The 18,788-nt window shown below is 33.8% G+C and carries 18 protein-coding genes; 13 read left to right on the top strand and 5 right to left on the bottom strand.

Annotated features, from left to right (window positions below; genetic code table 11):
• Window position 1 precedes the first annotated feature (1 nt).
• A complete protein-coding gene (locus tag J2Y38_RS12255) occupies window positions 2-1,042 on the top strand; it encodes an agmatine/peptidylarginine deiminase (RefSeq protein WP_180856940.1) in 1,041 nt (346 codons plus the stop codon).
• A gap of 135 nt (window positions 1,043-1,177) precedes the next feature.
• Here J2Y38_RS12255 and fahA read toward each other — a convergent pair whose 3' ends face one another.
• Window positions 1,178-2,461: a fumarylacetoacetase gene (fahA, locus tag J2Y38_RS12250; RefSeq protein ID WP_291144512.1), complete on the bottom strand. Its 1,284-nt coding sequence runs from the start codon at window positions 2,459-2,461 to the stop codon at window positions 1,178-1,180.
• Window positions 2,462-2,570: 109 nt separating this feature from the next.
• On the opposite strand from fahA, the gene glyA reads away from it, so the two are divergent.
• From glyA to J2Y38_RS12230, 4 genes are all read left to right on the top strand, one after another.
• Window positions 2,571-3,845 (top strand): serine hydroxymethyltransferase, encoded by a 1,275-nt coding sequence (glyA, locus tag J2Y38_RS12245; RefSeq protein ID WP_309842841.1) that lies wholly within the window; start codon window positions 2,571-2,573, stop codon window positions 3,843-3,845.
• A gap of 130 nt (window positions 3,846-3,975) precedes the next feature.
• Window positions 3,976-4,569 carry a tRNA-(ms[2]io[6]A)-hydroxylase gene (locus J2Y38_RS12240; RefSeq protein WP_053472194.1) on the top strand — a complete coding sequence of 198 codons (594 nt, stop codon included), beginning with the start codon at window positions 3,976-3,978 and terminating at the stop codon, window positions 4,567-4,569.
• A 276-nt stretch (window positions 4,570-4,845) separates the two neighbouring features.
• A complete protein-coding gene (locus J2Y38_RS12235) occupies window positions 4,846-5,886 on the top strand; it encodes a GMP reductase (protein ID WP_309842837.1) in 1,041 nt (346 codons plus the stop codon).
• 17 nt (window positions 5,887-5,903) lie between these two features.
• A complete protein-coding gene (locus J2Y38_RS12230; RefSeq protein ID WP_309842834.1) occupies window positions 5,904-6,401 on the top strand; it encodes a GNAT family N-acetyltransferase in 498 nt (165 codons plus the stop codon).
• A gap of 13 nt (window positions 6,402-6,414) precedes the next feature.
• Here the strand turns inward: J2Y38_RS12230 and J2Y38_RS12225 are convergent, their stop codons facing one another.
• Entirely contained in the window at window positions 6,415-7,170 is a 756-nt protein-coding gene (locus tag J2Y38_RS12225) for a hypothetical protein (protein WP_309842833.1), read from the bottom strand.
• 12 nt (window positions 7,171-7,182) lie between these two features.
• A complete protein-coding gene (locus tag J2Y38_RS12220; protein ID WP_309842831.1) occupies window positions 7,183-7,761 on the bottom strand; it encodes a pentapeptide repeat-containing protein in 579 nt (192 codons plus the stop codon).
• Between the two features lie 135 nt (window positions 7,762-7,896).
• On the opposite strand from J2Y38_RS12220, the gene aspA reads away from it, so the two are divergent.
• A complete protein-coding gene (aspA, locus tag J2Y38_RS12215) occupies window positions 7,897-9,306 on the top strand; it encodes an aspartate ammonia-lyase (protein ID WP_309842828.1) in 1,410 nt (469 codons plus the stop codon).
• Between the two features lie 82 nt (window positions 9,307-9,388).
• Here aspA and J2Y38_RS12210 read toward each other — a convergent pair whose 3' ends face one another.
• A complete protein-coding gene (locus tag J2Y38_RS12210) occupies window positions 9,389-9,862 on the bottom strand; it encodes a hypothetical protein (protein WP_309842826.1) in 474 nt (157 codons plus the stop codon).
• Window positions 9,863-10,097: 235 nt separating this feature from the next.
• Between J2Y38_RS12210 and J2Y38_RS12205 the strand changes: the two genes are divergently transcribed.
• The 6 genes from J2Y38_RS12205 (at window position 10,098) to J2Y38_RS12180 (ending at window position 16,142) form a co-directional block, all read left to right on the top strand.
• A complete protein-coding gene (locus tag J2Y38_RS12205; RefSeq protein ID WP_309842823.1) occupies window positions 10,098-11,372 on the top strand; it encodes a BamA/TamA family outer membrane protein in 1,275 nt (424 codons plus the stop codon).
• 110 nt (window positions 11,373-11,482) lie between these two features.
• Complete coding sequence (locus tag J2Y38_RS12200) at window positions 11,483-12,103, top strand: outer membrane beta-barrel protein (RefSeq protein WP_309842819.1); 621 nt, start codon at window positions 11,483-11,485, stop codon at window positions 12,101-12,103.
• A 167-nt stretch (window positions 12,104-12,270) separates the two neighbouring features.
• Window positions 12,271-12,945, top strand: coding sequence for a response regulator transcription factor (locus tag J2Y38_RS12195; RefSeq protein WP_309842817.1), 675 nt, complete (start codon window positions 12,271-12,273; stop codon window positions 12,943-12,945).
• 1 nt (window position 12,946) lies between these two features.
• Window positions 12,947-14,350 carry a HAMP domain-containing sensor histidine kinase gene (locus tag J2Y38_RS12190; protein ID WP_309842815.1) on the top strand — a complete coding sequence of 468 codons (1,404 nt, stop codon included), beginning with the start codon at window positions 12,947-12,949 and terminating at the stop codon, window positions 14,348-14,350.
• A gap of 77 nt (window positions 14,351-14,427) precedes the next feature.
• Complete coding sequence (locus J2Y38_RS12185) at window positions 14,428-15,147, top strand: hypothetical protein (protein ID WP_309842812.1); 720 nt, start codon at window positions 14,428-14,430, stop codon at window positions 15,145-15,147.
• Window positions 15,148-15,194: 47 nt separating this feature from the next.
• Window positions 15,195-16,142 (top strand): bestrophin family ion channel, encoded by a 948-nt coding sequence (locus J2Y38_RS12180; protein WP_309842810.1) that lies wholly within the window; start codon window positions 15,195-15,197, stop codon window positions 16,140-16,142.
• A gap of 199 nt (window positions 16,143-16,341) precedes the next feature.
• On the opposite strand, the gene J2Y38_RS12175 is transcribed toward J2Y38_RS12180, so the two are convergent.
• Window positions 16,342-17,766 (bottom strand): PLP-dependent aminotransferase family protein, encoded by a 1,425-nt coding sequence (locus J2Y38_RS12175; RefSeq protein ID WP_309842807.1) that lies wholly within the window; start codon window positions 17,764-17,766, stop codon window positions 16,342-16,344.
• Window positions 17,767-17,867: 101 nt separating this feature from the next.
• Between J2Y38_RS12175 and J2Y38_RS12170 the strand changes: the two genes are divergently transcribed.
• Entirely contained in the window at window positions 17,868-18,785 is a 918-nt protein-coding gene (locus J2Y38_RS12170) for an EamA family transporter (RefSeq protein ID WP_309842805.1), read from the top strand.
• Window positions 18,786-18,788: the final 3 nt, after the last annotated feature.

Raw genomic sequence — 18,788 nt, 5'->3', positions numbered from 1 at the left:
TATGGCAGCAAATAATAGAAGATTTCCAGCAGAGTGGGAAAAACAACAAGGAATTGTATTATGTTTTCCGCATAACGGTAACGACTGGCCGGGAAAATATGAAGCAGTTCAATGGGCTTTTGTAGAATTTATTAAAAAAGTAGCGACTTTTGAAACTGTTTTTTTGGTCGTAGCCGATGAAAAGCTAAAAGAAAAAGTAGCTGAAATGCTTGAAAGAGCTCGTGTTAATATCAAAAACGTTTCCTATATAATCCATAAAACCAACAGAAGCTGGATGCGTGATTCCGGGCCGATTATTGTAAAAAATGGTTCAAAAAGAGAAGCATTAAATTTCAACTTCAACGGCTGGGCAAAATATAAAAACTATCAATTAGATAAATTTGTTCCGGGTAAAGTTGCCGATTTTATTGATGTGCCGTTAACTCAGGTTACTTATAAAGGAAAACCGGTAATTGTTGAAGGTGGAGCAATTGATGTAAACGGAAAAGGAACTTTGTTAACTTCTGAAGAATGCTTAATGCACCCAACAATTCAGGTTAGAAATCAAGGTTTTACCAAAGAAGATTACGAAGCTGTTTTTAAAGAATATCTGGGAGTTACAAACGTAATCTGGCTTGGAGACGGAATAGAAGGTGATGATACGCACGGTCACATAGATGATTTATGCCGATTCGTAAACGAAGATACAATCGTAACAATTGTAGAAACTGATAAAAACGATTCAAACTACAAACCTTTACAGGATAATTTGAAACGTTTACAAAATGCCAAACTAGAAAACGGAAAATCGCCGGTTATTGTAGCGTTGCCAATGCCAAAACGTGTAGATTTTGAAGATTTAAGATTACCAGCAAGTTATGCTAATTTCTTAATCTTGAATAATTGTGTTTTAGTGCCAACATTTAATGACAGCAACGATCGTGTAGCTTTAAATATACTTTCAGAATGTTTTCCAGACAGAGAAGTAATCGGAATTAGCTGTATAGATTTCATCTGGGGATTCGGAACACTACATTGCTTAAGCCAACAGATTCCTGCTTAATAAATAAAACCATATATGTAATATTTTTAAATGAACTTAAATTACTTATATGGTTAAAATTAGCCGCATAAAAAAACCTTGGCGATAACCAAGGTTTTTTTATTTCTATATCTCTTCAGATAATTTATCTGCTCTTCATTGTTTAATAAAGGGAGGTAACAATTGACTGGAAACTTCTCCAAAACCAATTCTTACTTCAGTATTTTCACAGAAACCTCTAATGATTACAGTGTCATTATCTTCAATAAATTTACGTTCAGTTCCATCTTTTAAAGTAAGCGGATTTTTTCCGCCCCAAGTCAATTCTAACATAGAACCAAAACTATCAGGAGTCGGTCCTGAAATCGTTCCTGATCCCATCATATCACCAGAATTAACACGACATCCGTTTGAAGTATGATGCGCTAATTGCTGACTCATTGACCAGTATAAATATTTAAAATTAGATTTTGAAACCACAGTTTCTTCAGCCTCTTCAGGTTTAATTGAAACCTCTAAATGAATATCAAAAGCTTTTTTTCCTTTTGTTTGTAAATACGGAAGCGGTGATGGATCTTGTTTAGGCCCTTTTGTTCTAAAAGGCTCCAAAGCATCCATAGTTACAATCCACGGAGAAATTGACGTTGCAAAGTTTTTGGCTAAGAATGGTCCAAGAGGCACATATTCCCATTTTTGGATATCGCGCGCGCTCCAGTCATTCAATAAAACCATCCCGAAAATATAATCTTCTGCTTCATATGTTGGGATATTTTCTCCCATAATATTTACATCAGTAGTAATAAAAGCAGTTTCAAGTTCGAAATCTACTAAACGTGATGGACCAAATACAGGATAATCTCCGCCTGCAGGCATCGTTTGTCCCATTGGTCTGTGAACCGGAATTCCAGACGGAACAATTGTAGAACTTCTTCCGTGATATCCAACTGGAATATGTAACCAGTTTGGCAGAAGCGCATTTTCTGGATCGCGGAACATTTTACCAACGTTTGTAGCATGTTCTTTGCTTGAATAAAAATCAGTATAATCACCAATTAAAACGGGTAATTGCATCTCCACATCGTCGATATTAAAAATAACAATATCGCGGTCTTTTGTTGAATCTCTTAGCTGAGGATTGGTTTCGTCGAAAATATCAGCGATACGATTTCGTACCAAACGCCATGTTTTTTTTCCGTCAGAAATAAAATCATTAAGCGTGTCCTGCATAAACATATCATCGGTTAAATCTATTCCTTCAAAATAGTTTAATTGTTGTAAAGCCCCTAAATCTATAGCGTAATCGCCAATTCTAGTTCCTACTGTAACGACATTTTCTTTGGTAAGAAATACACCGAAAGGGATATTTTGAATAGGGAAGTCGCTATTTTCTGGTACTTCTAACCATGATTTTCTTTTAGTATCGTTGGCGGTTATTGGCATGTTAGATGTTAATTATTTGTTGAAAAATTACATGTCAAATATATCATAATCTAACAGTATCACAAACGTTTTTTTGTATTTTTGCAGGAAATTAACGAAAAACGAAAAAATGCAACGCGACGAACAAATTTTTGATCTTATCCAAGAGGAAAAAGAAAGACAAATTCACGGACTAGAACTTATTGCTTCTGAGAATTTTGTAAGTGACGAAGTAATGGAAGCAGCTGGTTCTGTTTTAACTAATAAATATGCTGAAGGTTATCCAGGCAAAAGATATTACGGAGGCTGCGAAGTAGTTGACGTTATTGAGCAGATTGCAATTGACAGAGCTAAAGAATTATTTGGTGCTGAATACGCAAACGTACAGCCTCACTCAGGTTCTCAGGCAAATACAGCTGTTTACCACGCATGTTTAAATCCTGGAGATACTATTTTAGGTTTCGATTTATCTCACGGTGGTCACTTAACACACGGTTCTCCTGTAAACTTTTCAGGACGTTTATATCGTCCGGTTTTTTATGGTGTAGATGCTGAAACTGGTCGTTTAGATTATGATAAAATCCAGGAAATTGCAACTAAAGAACAGCCAAAATTAATCATCGCAGGAGCTTCGGCTTATTCTCGTGATATGGATTTTGCTCGTTTCAGACAAATCGCTGACAGCGTAGGAGCAATTTTATTTGCTGATATTTCTCACCCAGCGGGTCTTATTGCAAAAGGATTATTAAATGACCCAATTCCACATTGTCATATCGTTTCTACAACGACTCACAAAACATTACGCGGACCTCGTGGAGGTTTGATCTTAATGGGGAAAGATTTCGAAAATCCACAAGGATTAAAAACTCCAAAAGGAGAAATTAGAATGATGTCTTCATTATTAGATCTAGCTGTTTTCCCTGGAAATCAAGGTGGACCTTTAATGCACATTATTGCTGCTAAAGCGGTTGCTTTTGGTGAAGCATTAAAAGATGAATTCTTCTCTTATGCAATGCAATTACAAAAAAATGCAAATGCAATGGCAGATGCTTTCGTAAAAAGAGGTTACAACATTATCTCTGGCGGAACTGATAACCACATGATGCTTATCGATTTAAGAAATAAAAATATTTCTGGAAAAGAAGCTGAAAATGCATTAGTAAAAGCAGAAATTACAGTAAACAAAAACATGGTTCCTTTTGACGATAAATCACCATTTATCACTTCAGGAATTCGTGTTGGAACAGCTGCAATCACAACTCGTGGTTTAGTTGAAAAAGATATGGAAACTATCGTAGCTTTAATCGATAAAGTTCTTACTGATCATACAAATGAAGATGTTATCGAAGAAGTTGCTGAACAAGTAAACGAATTAATGAGCGAAAGACCGATTTTTGCATATTAAAAAATAGTTTCAAGTTTAAAGTTTCAAGTTTAAAGTTTTATGCTGTTCAAAAGACAGTTTAAGACTTTAAACTTTTTTCGTTCCTAAAAGAACCTGAAACCTGAAACCTGAAACAAAAAAACAAAGACAAATGGGCGTATTAAGATTACAATTGCCAACCGACCCAAGATGGGTAAATATCGTTGAGAAAAACATAGAAGAAATCTTAACAGATCACGCTTGGTGCGAGCAAAAAGCAGCAACAAACGCGATTACAATTATTACTAATAACTCAGAACATCAGGATTTGGTTAAAGATTTATTGGCTTTAGCCAAAGAAGAAATAGATCATTTTGAGCAGGTTCATAATATCATCATCAAAAGAGGATTAAAATTAGGACGTGAACGTAAAGATGAATACGTAAACGAACTGTACCAATACATGAAAAAAAGCGGCGACGGAAGCCGTGTTTCCGGGCTTGTAGAAAGATTATTATTCTCAGCGATGATAGAAGCAAGAAGCTGCGAACGTTTCAAAGTTCTTTCTGAAAATATTCAGGACGAAGAATTAGCTGTTTTCTACAGAGAATTAATGGAAAGTGAAGCCGGACACTACACTACATTTATCACTTACGCAAGAAAATACGGAACCGGAATAGACGTTGAAAAACGCTGGAGAGAATGGCTAGAATTTGAAGAATCGATTATTAAAAATTACGGGAAAAACGAAACTATTCACGGATAGTTTTAGTTTTGTTTCAGGTTTCAGGTTTAAAGTTTCAAGTTTCTCATTGGAGTACGTTTCGACTTCGCTCAACGTGACAAACCTGAAACTTGAAACAGAATTAAACCAAATTAAAAAATCCGCGTCAAATCCGCGCTTTCGCAAAAGCGAATCCGTATCATCCGTGTGCCAATTAAGCGCAAAGTTTACCAATCTAAAATCTAAATTCTAAAATCTAAATTCTAAAATCTGCAATCTAAAAATTCCTATCTTTGAAAGTAACCAAAATTCAAAGCCATGAGAATAGAAAACGATCTGAAATTAGGATTTAAAGACGTAATGATTCGCCCAAAAAGATCAACGCTCAAAAGCAGATCTGAAGTTTCATTAGAACGAAATTTTAAGTTTTTACACAGCACTTCAGATTGGACAGGAATTCCCATAATGGCCGCCAATATGGATACAGTCGGTACTTTTGAAATGGCTCAGGTTTTGGCAAAAGAAAAACTTTTTACCGCCATTCATAAACATTATACTTTAGAAGAATGGAATAGTTTTTTGAAAAATGTAACGCCGGATTTCTACAACTATATAGCCATAAGCACCGGAACCGGAAAAGAAGATTTTGATAAAATAGGTAAAGTCATAACAGCAAATCCGTTATTAAGATTTATTTGTATTGACGTTGCAAACGGTTATTCAGAACACTTTGTTCAGTTTTTAAAACAAACCCGAAAACAATATCCCGATAAAGTAATTATTGCCGGAAATGTAGTTACAGGCGAAATGGTCGAAGAATTACTTTTGGCTGGAGCCGATATCGTAAAAGTGGGAATCGGGCCGGGTTCTGTCTGCACAACACGTGTCAAAACAGGCGTAGGTTATCCACAGCTTTCTGCCATTATCGAATGTGCCGATGCAGCTCACGGTTTAGGCGGTCATATTATAAGCGACGGCGGCTGTTCAACTCCGGGTGACGTTGCAAAAGCTTTTGGTGCAGGTTCTGATTTTGTAATGTTAGGCGGAATGCTGGCCGGGCATACTGAAAGTGGAGGCGAATTAATCGAAATAAACGGAGAAAAATTCAAACAATTCTACGGAATGAGTTCGGCAACTGCGATGGAAAAACATGTTGGAGGCGTTGCAGAATACAGAGCAAGCGAAGGAAAAACAGTAAAAGTTCCGTTCAAAGGAAATGTTATTGCCACAGTTTTAGATATTTTGGGCGGATTACGAAGCACTTGTACTTATGTTGGCGCATCAAAATTAAAAGAACTTACAAAGCGAACAACTTTCATCCGCGTAAGCGAACAAGAAAATCAGGTTTTTACAAATTAAAATATTTAGAATATAATATGATTACCATTTCAGAAGCAGGTTTAAGTGATATCAAAACAATTCAGGAAATCACTAATATCACCTGGCCAATTACTTACGGCAAAATTTTGACTAAAGAACAGTTAGATTATATGCTGGGTTTATTTTATTCAGAAGAAGCTTTAGCAAAGCAAATCGAGAATAAAGAACAATTATTTTATCTAATTTCAGATTCAGGATCTACAATTGGCTTTATTGGAATTGAGCATAATTATAATAATAAAGCCATAACCAAAATCCATAAAATCTATCTTCTGCCGGAAACACAAGGAAAAGGTTACGGGAAAATAGTTTTCGAATCCATTGAAAAACTGGCTTTAGAAAATAATTCGGCAGCACTTTTATTAAACGTAAACCGTTTTAATACAGCATTGAATTTCTATAAAAAACTAGGTTTTGAAATCAAAGAAACAGTTGACATAGAAATTGGAAATGGTTATTTAATGGAAGATTATGTGATGGGGAAAGTGTTTTAATCATTAATGAAAATTAAAGACTTAAAGGAGTAAATCCCCAATCTTGTCTATATGTTTTTACTTTAAATTTGGGTTTATTATAATAGTTTAATTGATAAATTCGATAATTTTTCCTGTCTAGATAGCAATTGTAATTTATTATATTTTCTTCAGGATGCCATTCTTTTAGCATTAAGCTATAATTTTTTTTAAGTCTGATATGAGATTCATCATAATCTTCATTAGGTAGATCTGAATTTGGATACATAGTTCGATAAACTAAAGTACTGTCACGTTCTTCTAGGTTTTGACAATTTAAAATAGAATAAAGGAGATCATTTGTGATTTCATATTTAATATTTTCTTTGTCTTTTTCCTTTGCTGTTAATTTATTTAAAGCATTATTCAACTCTAAAGTAAAAGTAGAATTTATCTTTTGAACATTAGGAATTTGTTTATCAAAAGGAAATTCCCAATAATCTTTATATTTATTTGAAAAAAATGGAATCGCATAACATTCTTTTTTTGAATTTACAAAAACAATAATTTCTTGACTGCCTTTAATACTATCTGGCTCAGAAAATAATTGAATTTCAAAATTAAATTTTCCGTTTTTTACGCTTTTTACAAATTTGTAGTCATTGCCAAATTTATCTTTATTAGTTTTTAATTGAGGAAATCTTTCAATAATATTTTTGATTGATTTTTTTACATCGGCTTCTTCTTTTTGAATGCAACTAATTGTGACAAGAAAAAGGAGAATAAAAATTCTGTAATTTATGTTTTTCATATTTTTTATCATTTAACTCACAATAACATCATGTTTAAACAATAAACCTTTCAGCTCTTTCAAAGCAAAAACAGCCTTTTTAAGTTTAGTTTTAGATGGATCGATTGTATAATTGTAACTCGTTTTAAAATCGGTTTTGTTGGCGATGGCTTTGTCGAATTCTGAACGGTATAAATCGCAATTTTCAAATAAAACACCTGTGAGATCGGCGGACATAAAATCAACTGCTATTAAACTGCAATTGGTAAATGGAGTTCCTTTTATCTTTAACGTATAAAACTTGGAAAAATCAAGAATGCAGTTATTAAAGTGAACTTCAAAAATCAGTTTATCGCACATTGCGAAATTCACTTCTTTAATTTCACATCCATTAAAAGTAACGGTTCTAAAAGCAACGTAATTAATTTTGGCTTCGGTGAAAATACAGTCGTTAAAAACACAATCGATAAAAGTAACCGCTAAAAAAGTGCAGGCAGAAAAATTACAATTATTAAAAACGCAGCATTCGAAATCTTTAAAATTAAGATCGTCTTTGGCATAAATAATCGTATTATATTCTTTATCAAGAAAATATTCGCTTTCTTTTTTCAAGTTTATTTTTAAATTTTTGAGGCTGAAAAGGTACTAATTTAAGCCAAAATATTAAGTAAAAGTTGTGAACAAAATTTAGAATTTGATGTAGCTTTACGCTTATTTTTTAAGTTAAAAAACATCAATTTTAATTATATGGAACCAACAAGAAAGGAGCATGATTTTTTAGGAGAATTAGAAATTCCGAATCATCTGTACTACGGAATCCAAACTTTTAGAGCGGTAGAAAACTTCAATATTACCGGAATTCCCATTTCAAAAGAACCTTTGTTTATCAAAGCTTTAGGTTATGTGAAAAAAGCCGCCGCTCTTGCCAATAAAGACTGTAAAGCAATCGATCCAAAAATTGCCGAAGCCATTTGCTACGGAAGCGATCAGGTTATTGCCGGAAAATTTAATGACGAATTTGTAAGCGATTTAATTCAGGGCGGCGCGGGAACTTCTGTAAACATGAATGCCAATGAAGTAATTGCCAATATTGGACTTGAATATCTGGGACACAAAAAAGGCGAATACAACTTTCTGCATCCCAATAATCATGTAAACTGTTCACAGTCTACAAACGATGCCTATCCATCGGCATTTAGGATTGCGTTGTATTTAAAAATGGACAGCTTTATTAAAACACTTTCGGGGTTAGAAATTGCTTTTGCCAAAAAAGGAGAGGAGTTTAAAGAAGTTCTAAAAATGGGAAGAACACAATTGCAAGATGCCGTTCCCATGACTTTAGGACAAGAATTTAAAGCTTACGCGACAACAATTGGCGAAGATATTCAGCGTTTAAAAAATGCTCAGGAATTATTGCTCGAAATCAACATGGGCGCAACTGCCATTGGAACAAAAGTAAACGCACCAGAAGGTTATCCTGAAATTTGTGTAGCTTATTTAGCCAAAGAAGTTGGAATTCCGTTGACACTTTCACCTGATTTAATAGAAGCAACGGTCGATACCGGAGCGTATGTTCAGATTATGGGAACTTTAAAACGTTCGGCAGTTAAAATTTCTAAAATCTGCAACGATTTACGATTGTTGAGTTCTGGGCCAAGAACAGGTTTAAACGAAATTAATTTACCGGCACGCCAGCCAGGTTCATCAATTATGCCGGGGAAAGTAAATCCGGTAATTCCAGAAGTCGTAAATCAAACTTGCTTTTATGTAATTGGTCAGGATTTAACTGTTACAATGGCAGCAGAAGCAGGACAATTGCAATTGAATGTAATGGAGCCTGTAATTGCTTTTGCGATGTTTACTTCTTTAGATTATCTTTCAAATGCGATTCAAACTTTAATAGATAAATGTATTAACGGAATCACAGCAAATGTCGATCACTGTTATAATATGGTCATGAACAGCATAGGAATCGTGACACAGTTAAACCCAATTATAGGTTACGAAGAAAGTGCGAGTATTGCAGGTGAAGCTTTAAAAACGAATAAAAGTGTGCATCAAATTGCTGTTTTAGAAAGAAAGTTGATTACACAGGAAAAATGGGATGAAATCTATTCTTTAGAAAATTTAATCCATCCAAAATTTATCACAAAATAAAATTGCTATAAAAAATATAATAACAAGCCGTCAATTTACTGGCGGCTTTTTTCTTTTTTTTGGTTCTAAATTCCTTAATTATTTATTGATTCATTTTTAGATTTACTGCTATTAAATATAAAATCAAACAAATTATGTTTACTCCAAAAACTTTAAAATATTTATGTTTTCGGGAAGTATTTTCTCTGAAAAAATTATAATTAATAATAGTAGCGGTGCTTCCCACAATAATGCCAATTGCACCTACACTAAAAAAGGAAAGAAAAGACAGCGCACCAATTATATATTCATACCATTTTAATTGCGCAGCCATGACACATCTTTTTCCGTCTATGCTTAAAACCTGCGCAGAGATATCCGGAATGTTCATTTTAGGGAAAGCTTCTACAATTTCATCATTCACTCTTTTTATTAAAAAAGGTTTTCCTCTTTCTTTACTTTGTTCTACAATAACTCCGTTTTGTTTTAATGTTGATTTTCCTGAAAAGATATTATTTTCAAATTCAAAATTATCAGTTGGAAAATGAGGAAGTTTAAATTCAAAAGTATTTTTCATTATAGTATGTATTTTTTTTGTAAATGTTTTTAAATGAAATATTTATGTTCCTTAAAACATTTTGCAAAATTAATTTCAACCGTAAATTCGTTTTGATTGTAAAAGTTTAAAAAATTGTAGAATAAGATTTTATTGAAAGAGTTATTCCTAATGTTTTGTTCTGTAAAATGTTGAAAATAAGAGTTATATTTACAAGAGGTTTGATTTTTTAAATAGAAATTAAAATTTTTGCTTAATGAAATTCTTAAAAAAAATAAGTTTTCAGCATAAAATTAAAATGGCAGTTCTGCTTTTTCTATTTCCATTATTTTTAATCGCTCAAACCGAAACAGATTCTCAAAACAAGGAAATATGCCCGCCAAAAACTATTTTAGAAATCTTTAAAAAACCAGATTCTACATTAGTTGTTAAACCAACAAAAAACAATTTTTTCCTCGTAATTCCCGCAATAGGTTCACAACCCGCAACGGGATTCTTTTTTGGTGCCGTTGCACAGTATACTTTCAAAGGAAAACAAGAATCAGATAAATATTCAGTAGCAAATCTGGGCATAACCTATACGGTAAAAAAGCAGTGGCTGATTAATGTCAAAAACAATATTCTGCTAAAAAATAACCGAATCTTTTTAAGCGGTGATTACAGGCTTTATATATTTTCACAGCCAAACTACGGACTCGGAACAGATATAATTCCGCCTCATCGTGATCAGGAACCAGGTTTTAGTATCGATTCTTTGGCACAGGAAATGGATTATAATTATTTCAAATTTCATCAAACGGCTTCTTTCGAAGTAAGAAAGAATTTTTATGTTGGTGCCGGAATCAATATCGATTGGTACACCAATATAAAAGACAAAGAATTAGATGTCGAAAACGGAAATCTAACCTATCATTATAGTTACAATCAGGAACACGGTTTTGATAATTTAGAATATTTTCTAACCGGAGTAAGTTTTAATATGGTTTACGATTCGAGAGACAATCAGGTAAATTCTTCCAAAGGCTGGTTTGCGAATATCAATTATCGTTTTAATCCTGTATTTTTTCACAATCAAAAATATAGCAACGTTTTGTATGCAGAATATCGAAATTTTATTCCGCTTTCGCAGAAAAACCCTCGTTACATCCTCGGCATTTGGGCTTACGGACAGTTTGTAACAAGAGGTGATGTTCCGTATTTAAATCTGCCCGCAATTGGCTGGGATCAGCGCAGCAGGAGCGGAGAAGGCTACACACAAGGATTATTTAGAGGAAACGGACTTGTATATCTTTCTACAGAATTTCGGTTTCCCATAACCTGTAATCAAATGTTTAGCGGCGTAGCTTTTACCAATTTTGTAACCGCAAGTAATAAAGACAATGATGTTTCGCTTTTTCATGCTATTCAGCCAACGGTTGGTCTTGGCCTTCGAATATTAATTGACAAAAAAACACGTACTAACCTGATTGTTGATAATGCGTGGGGAAATAATTCGAAAGGATTTTACTTAAATGCAGGCGAAACTTTTTAAAAATTTATTTTTTAAGTGTTTGATTATCTGAAATTTATATTTTGAAATGTAAGAAATTACAATAAAAAACTTAAATTTGATGTACCATTTAACTTTCAAACACATAATTTATGAAACAGTACAGTTTATTATTAGCTGTATTCCTGTCGGCGATAGGAATGCAGGCTCAGGATGCAAGGTCTTTTTCGCTTAATTTGTATGGCGGTTATAATTTTTCAGATGAGCTGGATTACGACGGTTATTCTGCAACAATTGAAGATGGATTTCAATATGGAGCGGGATTTGAATACTTCTTTTCAACAAACAATTCTGTTGAATTAAAGTATTTAAGATCAGATGTGAAAATACCTTTTTATGGTCCTTTAGGAAGCCAGGTTAATGCCGGAAACGATAAAGGTGCCTTCAATTTTATTCTCGCAGATTTTACCCATTATTTCGATACTGGATCAAATTTATTACCTTATTTGGGAGCAGGAGCAGGGGTTAGTATTTTAGAAACACCTCAGGGCGGAAGCGGTACTTATTTTGCCTGGGATGTAAAAGGCGGGGTAAAGATTAAAACTGCTTCGACTGTATCTGTAAACATTAACGCTTATTTACAATCTATGTCGGCAGCGGTAGGAGAAAGTTATTATTGGTCGTATTGGGTTGGACCAGTTGCAGTTGATGATTATATTTCGACTTTCCAGTTTGGGCTTGGAGCAGTATTGAGTTTTAATTTTAAAAATTAGAAAGAATTTTCAAACTTTATTTTAAAAAGGATAAGAAAGCATTCGTAAAAGCGGGTGCTTTTTTTATGGTTTTTAAAGCAGTTGTTCATAATTAAATCATAATTTACAACTGTTATGAATAATATTTTTGAAGTCAATCCTTATTTTTGTTGTATATACAAATTAATATGAAGTTACTAATAGTCGAAGACGAACCAAATCTTTTATCGATTTTACGGAAAGGATTTGCCGAAAATAACAACGAAGTAAGTGTGGCTATGGACGGTAAAACTGCCCTTGAAATGATCCACAACTATAACTTTGATGTTGTCGTTTTAGATGTTATGTTACCGGATATTAATGGAATCGAGATTTGCCGAAGACTTCGTGCGAGTAAAAACTTTGTGCCTATTTTACTTTTAACAGCGCTGGGAACTTCAGAAAACATTGTTACGGGTCTTAATTCTGGTGCCGATGATTATTTGGTAAAACCTTTTAAATTTGGAGAACTTGATGCAAGAGTAAATGCTTTACACCGAAGAGCGCATCAGGAAACAGATAAAATCGATGTAATTACCATTGGCGATTTAGAAATAAACGGACGTGCCAAAACGGTTAAAAGAGAAGGAGAATCAATAATTTTAACCGCAAAAGAGTTTAAATTATTGTATTATCTGGGGAAAAATGCCGGAAGAATCGTTTCCCGCGATCAAATTTTAGACAACGTTTGGGATATTAATTTTGATATGAACACCAATGTTGTCGATGTATATATTACATATTTAAGAAAAAAAGTTGATAAACCTTTTAAAACCAAACTTATTCATACCATGAAAGGTTTAGGTTATGTTATAAAGCCATAGAATGGATATTAGAAAAAAAATTACTTTTACTTATGTAGCACTTTCTACCTTTAGTACATTGCTATTGAGTATTATAGTATTTGTTTTATTTAGAGAAAATAACCGTTACCATTTCTTAAAAAGGTTAGAAGACCGTGCCAAAATTGTAGCATCAATTCACTTTCAGCACGATCCGGAAAAAAGCAAATACTATAGTAATTTAAAGAAAAACGGACTGGAAGAACTTATTGAAGAAGAAGAATATGTTCTGAAAATAAACAGTGCCAATAGTTTTGATTACAACACAAAGCTAAATCTCCCAAATAAGTTTTATGCTAATATTCTGTCAACCGGAAAAGATTATTTTGAAGTTAACAGCAAATATTATCTCGGGCAGGTTTTTACAGAAAGCAATCAAAAATACATTGTAATTGTAGGCGCGCGCGACCGACGCGGAAAAACGACATCTATATATATTATAAAAATATTACTTTTTGGAGGTATTGGTTTTATACTTCTGGCTTTCTTTTTAGGTCGCTTTTTGGCAAAACGAGTAATTAATCCTGTTGCAAGAATTACCAAAGAAGTAAACAGAATCAGCGCTTCAAATCTTCATAACCGACTTCCGGAAGTGAAAAACTCAGATGAAATTTCAGATTTAACAGAAACGTTTAATGATATGTTAGACCGACTTGAAACGTCATTTGAAATTCAGGCCAACTTTATTAATAATGCTTCACACGAATTAAAAACGCCAATTACAACCATAATTGCCGAATCTGAAATTATGCTGTTGAAAGAGCGTGAAGTTTCAGAATATGTCGAATCATTACAAAATATTTACAGTCAGGCGTCAAGATTAGGAAACCTGACCGAAAGTTTATTAAAATTGACACAAACGGGATACGACGGAAACAAACAGGTTTTAGATATTGCGAGAATCGATGAATTGTTATTAGAAGTAAAATCAGATTTAGATAAAATTTATCCTGATAATCGTGTCAGCATTAAAATGAATTTTGCACCAAAAGATTCTAATCTGCTTTTAATTCCGTGTAATAAACCGCTTTTAGAACTGGCAATCAATAATATTATTACGAATGGCGTAAAGTATTCAGATAACAATGAAGTATTTGTAACCCTTTCTGCCAATCAGGATGCGATTAGAATTTCGATTAACGATATCGGAATTGGAATTCCGCCAGAAGATATTCCGCATTTGTATGAACCTTTCTTTAGAGGAAAAATTGCGGCCAAATATATTGGTTACGGTTTAGGACTGCCTCTGGCATCAAAAATCATTCGTATGCACGATGGCGAAATACAAGTGCAGTCGGAACAAAACAAAGGAACTATCGTAACAATCATCTTTAAAAAGATAAATCCTAAAAAGGCCAACATTAAAAAATCTAATGTTGAATCTTAGAAAATTCTAATTTAAGATTAATACCCTTCTAATTTACAGCCCCTTATTTTGTATGTATAAACTAAAAGATTATACATATGAAAAATTTCCTAATACCTACTACTTTAAAAGATGATACAATTTCTGCTGTAAAATCAGCTATTAGTCAGGCAAAAGAATCAGACTGTGAAATTGTTTTAATGATGGTTTCTGATACTCCAGATGCTTTTTCATCCTCTAATTTTTTACGTGAAATGAGAACCGGACTTACCAAAAGTCAGGAAGAAGTTCTCGAAACCTGCAGATATATGATTGATCATACTAAAAACTGCAAAATTAAAATTCACAATCAATACGGCCTTTCGTCTCCAATTTTTAGAGGAATAATTGAACATTTTGCTGTAAAATTAGTCGTTTTAACGCACTCTTATAAACAGGAAACTAAACGCATTCATCAATATTTAGTGCAATTAGCGGCAAATCAAAAATGCCCGATTCTGCATTTAGGAAACGATTTTAAAGAAGATTTTACAAAAGCACTTTATATAGAAAACAGCGCCGCAAATGTTCATGTAAAAGATGTACAGCAGTTTTTAAATGAAAATTTCTCTTATGAAATTGTAAGCCAGACTTCAAAAATTGATGACAATTATGAAACGGCAGCACCTTATTTAACCGAAGCCATTTCAAAATATGAAATTGATCTTTTGGTTGAAACCCGCAAAGGTGAAAAAATCAAATTCAAAAAAGTAAAAAAACAAAACATTAATGATAAACTGGGACTTCCGGTGCTTTCATTATATGAAGAAACAGTATAAAACCAGATTTCTTCTAAACAAATATTAATTTAATTAAAACCGAAAATATGTTATTAAAGAAAAGAATACCAATGAAGTACGTTCTCGGGAAAATTAAAGTAGAAATGGCTTTAGTGATTGCTTATACCGTATTATTCGAAATTTTTCATCACTATTTTGTCACACTTCCTGTAGATATTCCAATTGCAATTCCAACGATGATTGGAACCATTATTTCCTTATTATTAGCCTTTAAGTCGAATCAGGCTTACGATCGCTGGTGGGAAGCGCGAATTGTTTGGGGAGCCGTTGTAAACGATTCCAGAACCTTAATACGTCAGGTTTTGACATTTTATAAAGATCCTGATTTTTCTGTAGAAGCAAGCGAATTCAAAGAAAATTTTGCCAAAAGACAAATCGCATGGTGTTATAGTTTAGGTCAGGCACTTCGAAATAAAGATGCTGTAAAACCTTTAAAAGGTTTAATGAGCGAAGACGAAATTAGATACATCAAGAACCATCAAAATGTTCCTAATGCTATTTTAATGCTTCATGCGCGTGATCTTAAAAATGCTAAAAACGAGAAAAAAATCAACATGTACCAACAAGTTGAAATCGATAATACATTATCGAGATTATGCGATGAAATGGGAAAATGCGAGAGAATCAAAAACACGATTTTCCCAACAACCTACAGTATGTACATTAGATTAACCTTGTGTTTATTTATTTTGTTACTGCCTTTTGGGCTGACAAGTGTATTGAGTTGGTTTGCGATTCCGTTGATTACAGCAATTGCTGCCGCTTTCTTTTTGATCGAAAGAATGGCGATTCATTTGCAGGATCCGTTTGAAAACAGACCAACCGATACGCCGGTTACCACAATTGCTAACACAATTGAAAAAAATATCAAGCAAATGCTGAACGAATATCAAAGCGAATTTGATATTCTGAAAGAATTCCACTTAGACGACGAACCTAAGAAAGTCGAAAACGACGCTTATTTCGTGTTATAAGACTTTAATTTTGGTCTTCTTTAATTGTTGGCTGGACAGTGTATTGGTTAGCGCTGTCCAGCTTTTTTTTGAAGTTGCTAAGATTCTAAGTTGCTAAGGTTCTGAGTTTTTATCATTGCGAGGAACGAAGCAATCTCACTAACAATAAGACACAAAGTTTGATTTAGCAAATGAGATTGCTTCGTTCCTCGCAATGACTTTACAACTGTTTCGCCGCCAATCTTCCCAAAGTTCGAATAGATTCCCGCAATTCATTACTCCACGGAAGCCCAAAACTCAAACGCATACAATTCGAAAACTGATTTTGAAAAGAGAAAATCCTTCCCGGCGCAATACTGATATTATGTTTTAAAGCCAAATGATAAAAAGCAGCCGTATCAATTTTTTGATCTAATTCGACCCAAAGAAAAAATCCGCCCTGAGGCTGGCTCACTTTAGTTCCCTCTGGAAAAGATTCTAAAACAGTATTGATATAATTATTGCAATTTTGATTCAGGATTTGGCGAATTTTGCGAAGATGATTTTCATAACGTCCGTTTTTCAAAAAATCGCCCACAACTTCATGCGTAATAGTAGGCGAGGAGATCGTATGATATAATTTTGTTCTTAAAACTTCTTTTTTAAATTTCCCTGGCGAAACCCAGCCAACGCGATATCCCGGTGCCAGAGATTTAGAAACCGAACTGCAGCAAAGCACAATGCCGCTTTCATCGTATGTTTTACAATTTGTAGGTCGGCTTGCGCCAAAGTACAAATCGCCATGAATATCATCTTCGATTAACGGAACATTATAAAAATCCATTAAGCGCACAATCTCTTTTTTATGCTCGTTTGGCAGCATACTTCCAGACGGATTACTAAAATTACTCATTAAAACACAAGCTTTTATTTTATTACTGGAAAGCGTTTTTTTAACCGCTTCCAGTTCAATTCCCGTTGTCATGTTCGTAGGAAGTTCCATTACATGTAAGCCTAAAGAACTGGCCAATTGCAGAATACCAAAATAAATCGGACTTTCGGTAATAATAGTATCTCCCGGTTTTGTCAAAGTCAATAAACAATCAGAAATGGCAGAAATACAGCCCGGAGTCGTAATAATATCATCTTCCGTCAAAGAACCGCCCCAGGTAAACGACCAGCGGGCAATTTCTTTCCGCAAATTACTGTTTCCCTGAATTTCTTCATAACTCGTACCGCTGTTTGGCAACTGGCGCATGGCCTGAACCATTCCTTTATTCAGTTTAGCAATTGGAAGTAATTCATTTGAAGGAAAACCAAGTGAAAGCATTGTTAGGTTTTTTTTACGCATATCGCCATAAACCAAGTCTACTAAATCTTCGCGTTCAATGTTTTCAACGGTTAAAATTGGCGTACTTGCAGAAGGTTCAGCAATTATTCGTGCCGAAATATTACTCACATAATAACCCGACTGCGGGCGCGATTCAATCAGCGATCGGCTTTCTACTTCATAATACGCTTTACTTACCGTACTCATGCTGTAGCCTGTTTCGGCACAGACTTCACGTATTGAAGGCAGTTTATCCCCAACACTTAAAAGTCCTGATTTTATCTGATTTTCGATAACATCAGCAAACTGTAAATACAAGTAATTTGAACTCTTCATAAAAATAAACTGTTATGCTGCAATTTACAAAAACTGTATCTGTATTGCTATTTTATTTTTTAGAAATTTGTTTCATTAAAAAAAACAAAAAAGAAACTGTCGTGAAAACAACAAAATATTATATCGCAGCCATTACCGCTTATACCGTTTGGGGATTTTTTAGTTTGGTTTTAAAACCTATTCATGACTATCCTGCACTCGATATTTTATTTTATCGTGTTTTCAGTTGCAGCATTTTAATGCTTTTAATTACCTTTTTATTCAAAAGAAAAGCACTGCAGGAAACAATAAGCATTTTTAAATCTTTATCAGCTTCAGAAAAGAAAAAAGCAGTTTTATTAAACATCGGCGGAAGCGTATTTTTAATGGCAAACTGGTTCACTTTTATCTATGTAATGAATCATGTAAGCGTAAAAGCAACTTCTTTGGCTTATTTGGTTTGTCCCATTTTAACGACTTTGCTTGCCTTTTTTATCTTAAAAGAAAAACTGGCAAAAACGCAGTGGCTGGCTGTTGGTTTAAGCATTTTCGGATGTCTGCTTTTGTCTTATGCCGACATTATGGATATGTTTTTTAGTATCATTATTGGTCTTACTTACGCTTGTTATTTAGTAAGTCAGCGTGTTAATAAAGGTTTCGACAGATTTGTTGTTCTAACGTTTCATATTACATTGGCAGCGATATGTTTATTCCCTTTTTATCCGGAATACAGCGGACCAGTTCCAACCGAATTTAAATTTTATTTCTGTATAGAAACCATCGCAATTGCATTTACCATCATTCCGTTATTCCTAAACCTGTACGCCCTTTCAGGAATAAACTCATCAACAGTTGGAATGCTGCTAAATATAAATCCGATGATCGCATTTTTACTGGCAAATTTTGTCTATCACGAAAAAATCAGTGCTTTGCAAATCAGTGCTTACGGCATTATTTTTATTGCAGTGTTAGTTTTTAATTCAAATCATATTTTTGCTATAAAACAGAAATATATCCTGTCGTCTAAAGATTCTCAGTAAAAT

The organism is Flavobacterium sp. 2755, assembly GCF_031455715.1.
Taxonomy (GTDB): Bacteria; Bacteroidota; Bacteroidia; order Flavobacteriales; family Flavobacteriaceae; genus Flavobacterium.
Note: the sequence above shows the minus strand (reverse complement) of the source record. Positions and strands in the feature narration are given on the sequence as shown.

Coding starts and splice junctions, on each gene's coding strand:
- J2Y38_RS12175 (WP_309842807.1), bottom strand. CDS start 17,766: ATGAAGAGTTCAAATTACTTGTATTTACAGTTTGCTGATGTTATCGAA.
- J2Y38_RS12230 (WP_309842834.1), top strand. CDS start 5,904: ATGATTACCATTTCAGAAGCAGGTTTAAGTGATATCAAAACAATTCAG.
- aspA (WP_309842828.1), top strand. CDS start 7,897: ATGGAACCAACAAGAAAGGAGCATGATTTTTTAGGAGAATTAGAAATT.
- J2Y38_RS12205 (WP_309842823.1), top strand. CDS start 10,098: ATGAAATTCTTAAAAAAAATAAGTTTTCAGCATAAAATTAAAATGGCA.
- J2Y38_RS12185 (WP_309842812.1), top strand. CDS start 14,428: ATGAAAAATTTCCTAATACCTACTACTTTAAAAGATGATACAATTTCT.
- J2Y38_RS12210 (WP_309842826.1), bottom strand. CDS start 9,862: ATGAAAAATACTTTTGAATTTAAACTTCCTCATTTTCCAACTGATAAT.
- fahA (WP_291144512.1), bottom strand. CDS start 2,461: ATGCCAATAACCGCCAACGATACTAAAAGAAAATCATGGTTAGAAGTA.
- J2Y38_RS12195 (WP_309842817.1), top strand. CDS start 12,271: ATGAAGTTACTAATAGTCGAAGACGAACCAAATCTTTTATCGATTTTA.
- J2Y38_RS12225 (WP_309842833.1), bottom strand. CDS start 7,170: ATGAAAAACATAAATTACAGAATTTTTATTCTCCTTTTTCTTGTCACA.
- J2Y38_RS12190 (WP_309842815.1), top strand. CDS start 12,947: ATGGATATTAGAAAAAAAATTACTTTTACTTATGTAGCACTTTCTACC.
- J2Y38_RS12200 (WP_309842819.1), top strand. CDS start 11,483: ATGAAACAGTACAGTTTATTATTAGCTGTATTCCTGTCGGCGATAGGA.
- J2Y38_RS12255 (WP_180856940.1), top strand. CDS start 2: ATGGCAGCAAATAATAGAAGATTTCCAGCAGAGTGGGAAAAACAACAA.
- J2Y38_RS12180 (WP_309842810.1), top strand. CDS start 15,195: ATGTTATTAAAGAAAAGAATACCAATGAAGTACGTTCTCGGGAAAATT.
- J2Y38_RS12240 (WP_053472194.1), top strand. CDS start 3,976: ATGGGCGTATTAAGATTACAATTGCCAACCGACCCAAGATGGGTAAAT.
- J2Y38_RS12235 (WP_309842837.1), top strand. CDS start 4,846: ATGAGAATAGAAAACGATCTGAAATTAGGATTTAAAGACGTAATGATT.
- glyA (WP_309842841.1), top strand. CDS start 2,571: ATGCAACGCGACGAACAAATTTTTGATCTTATCCAAGAGGAAAAAGAA.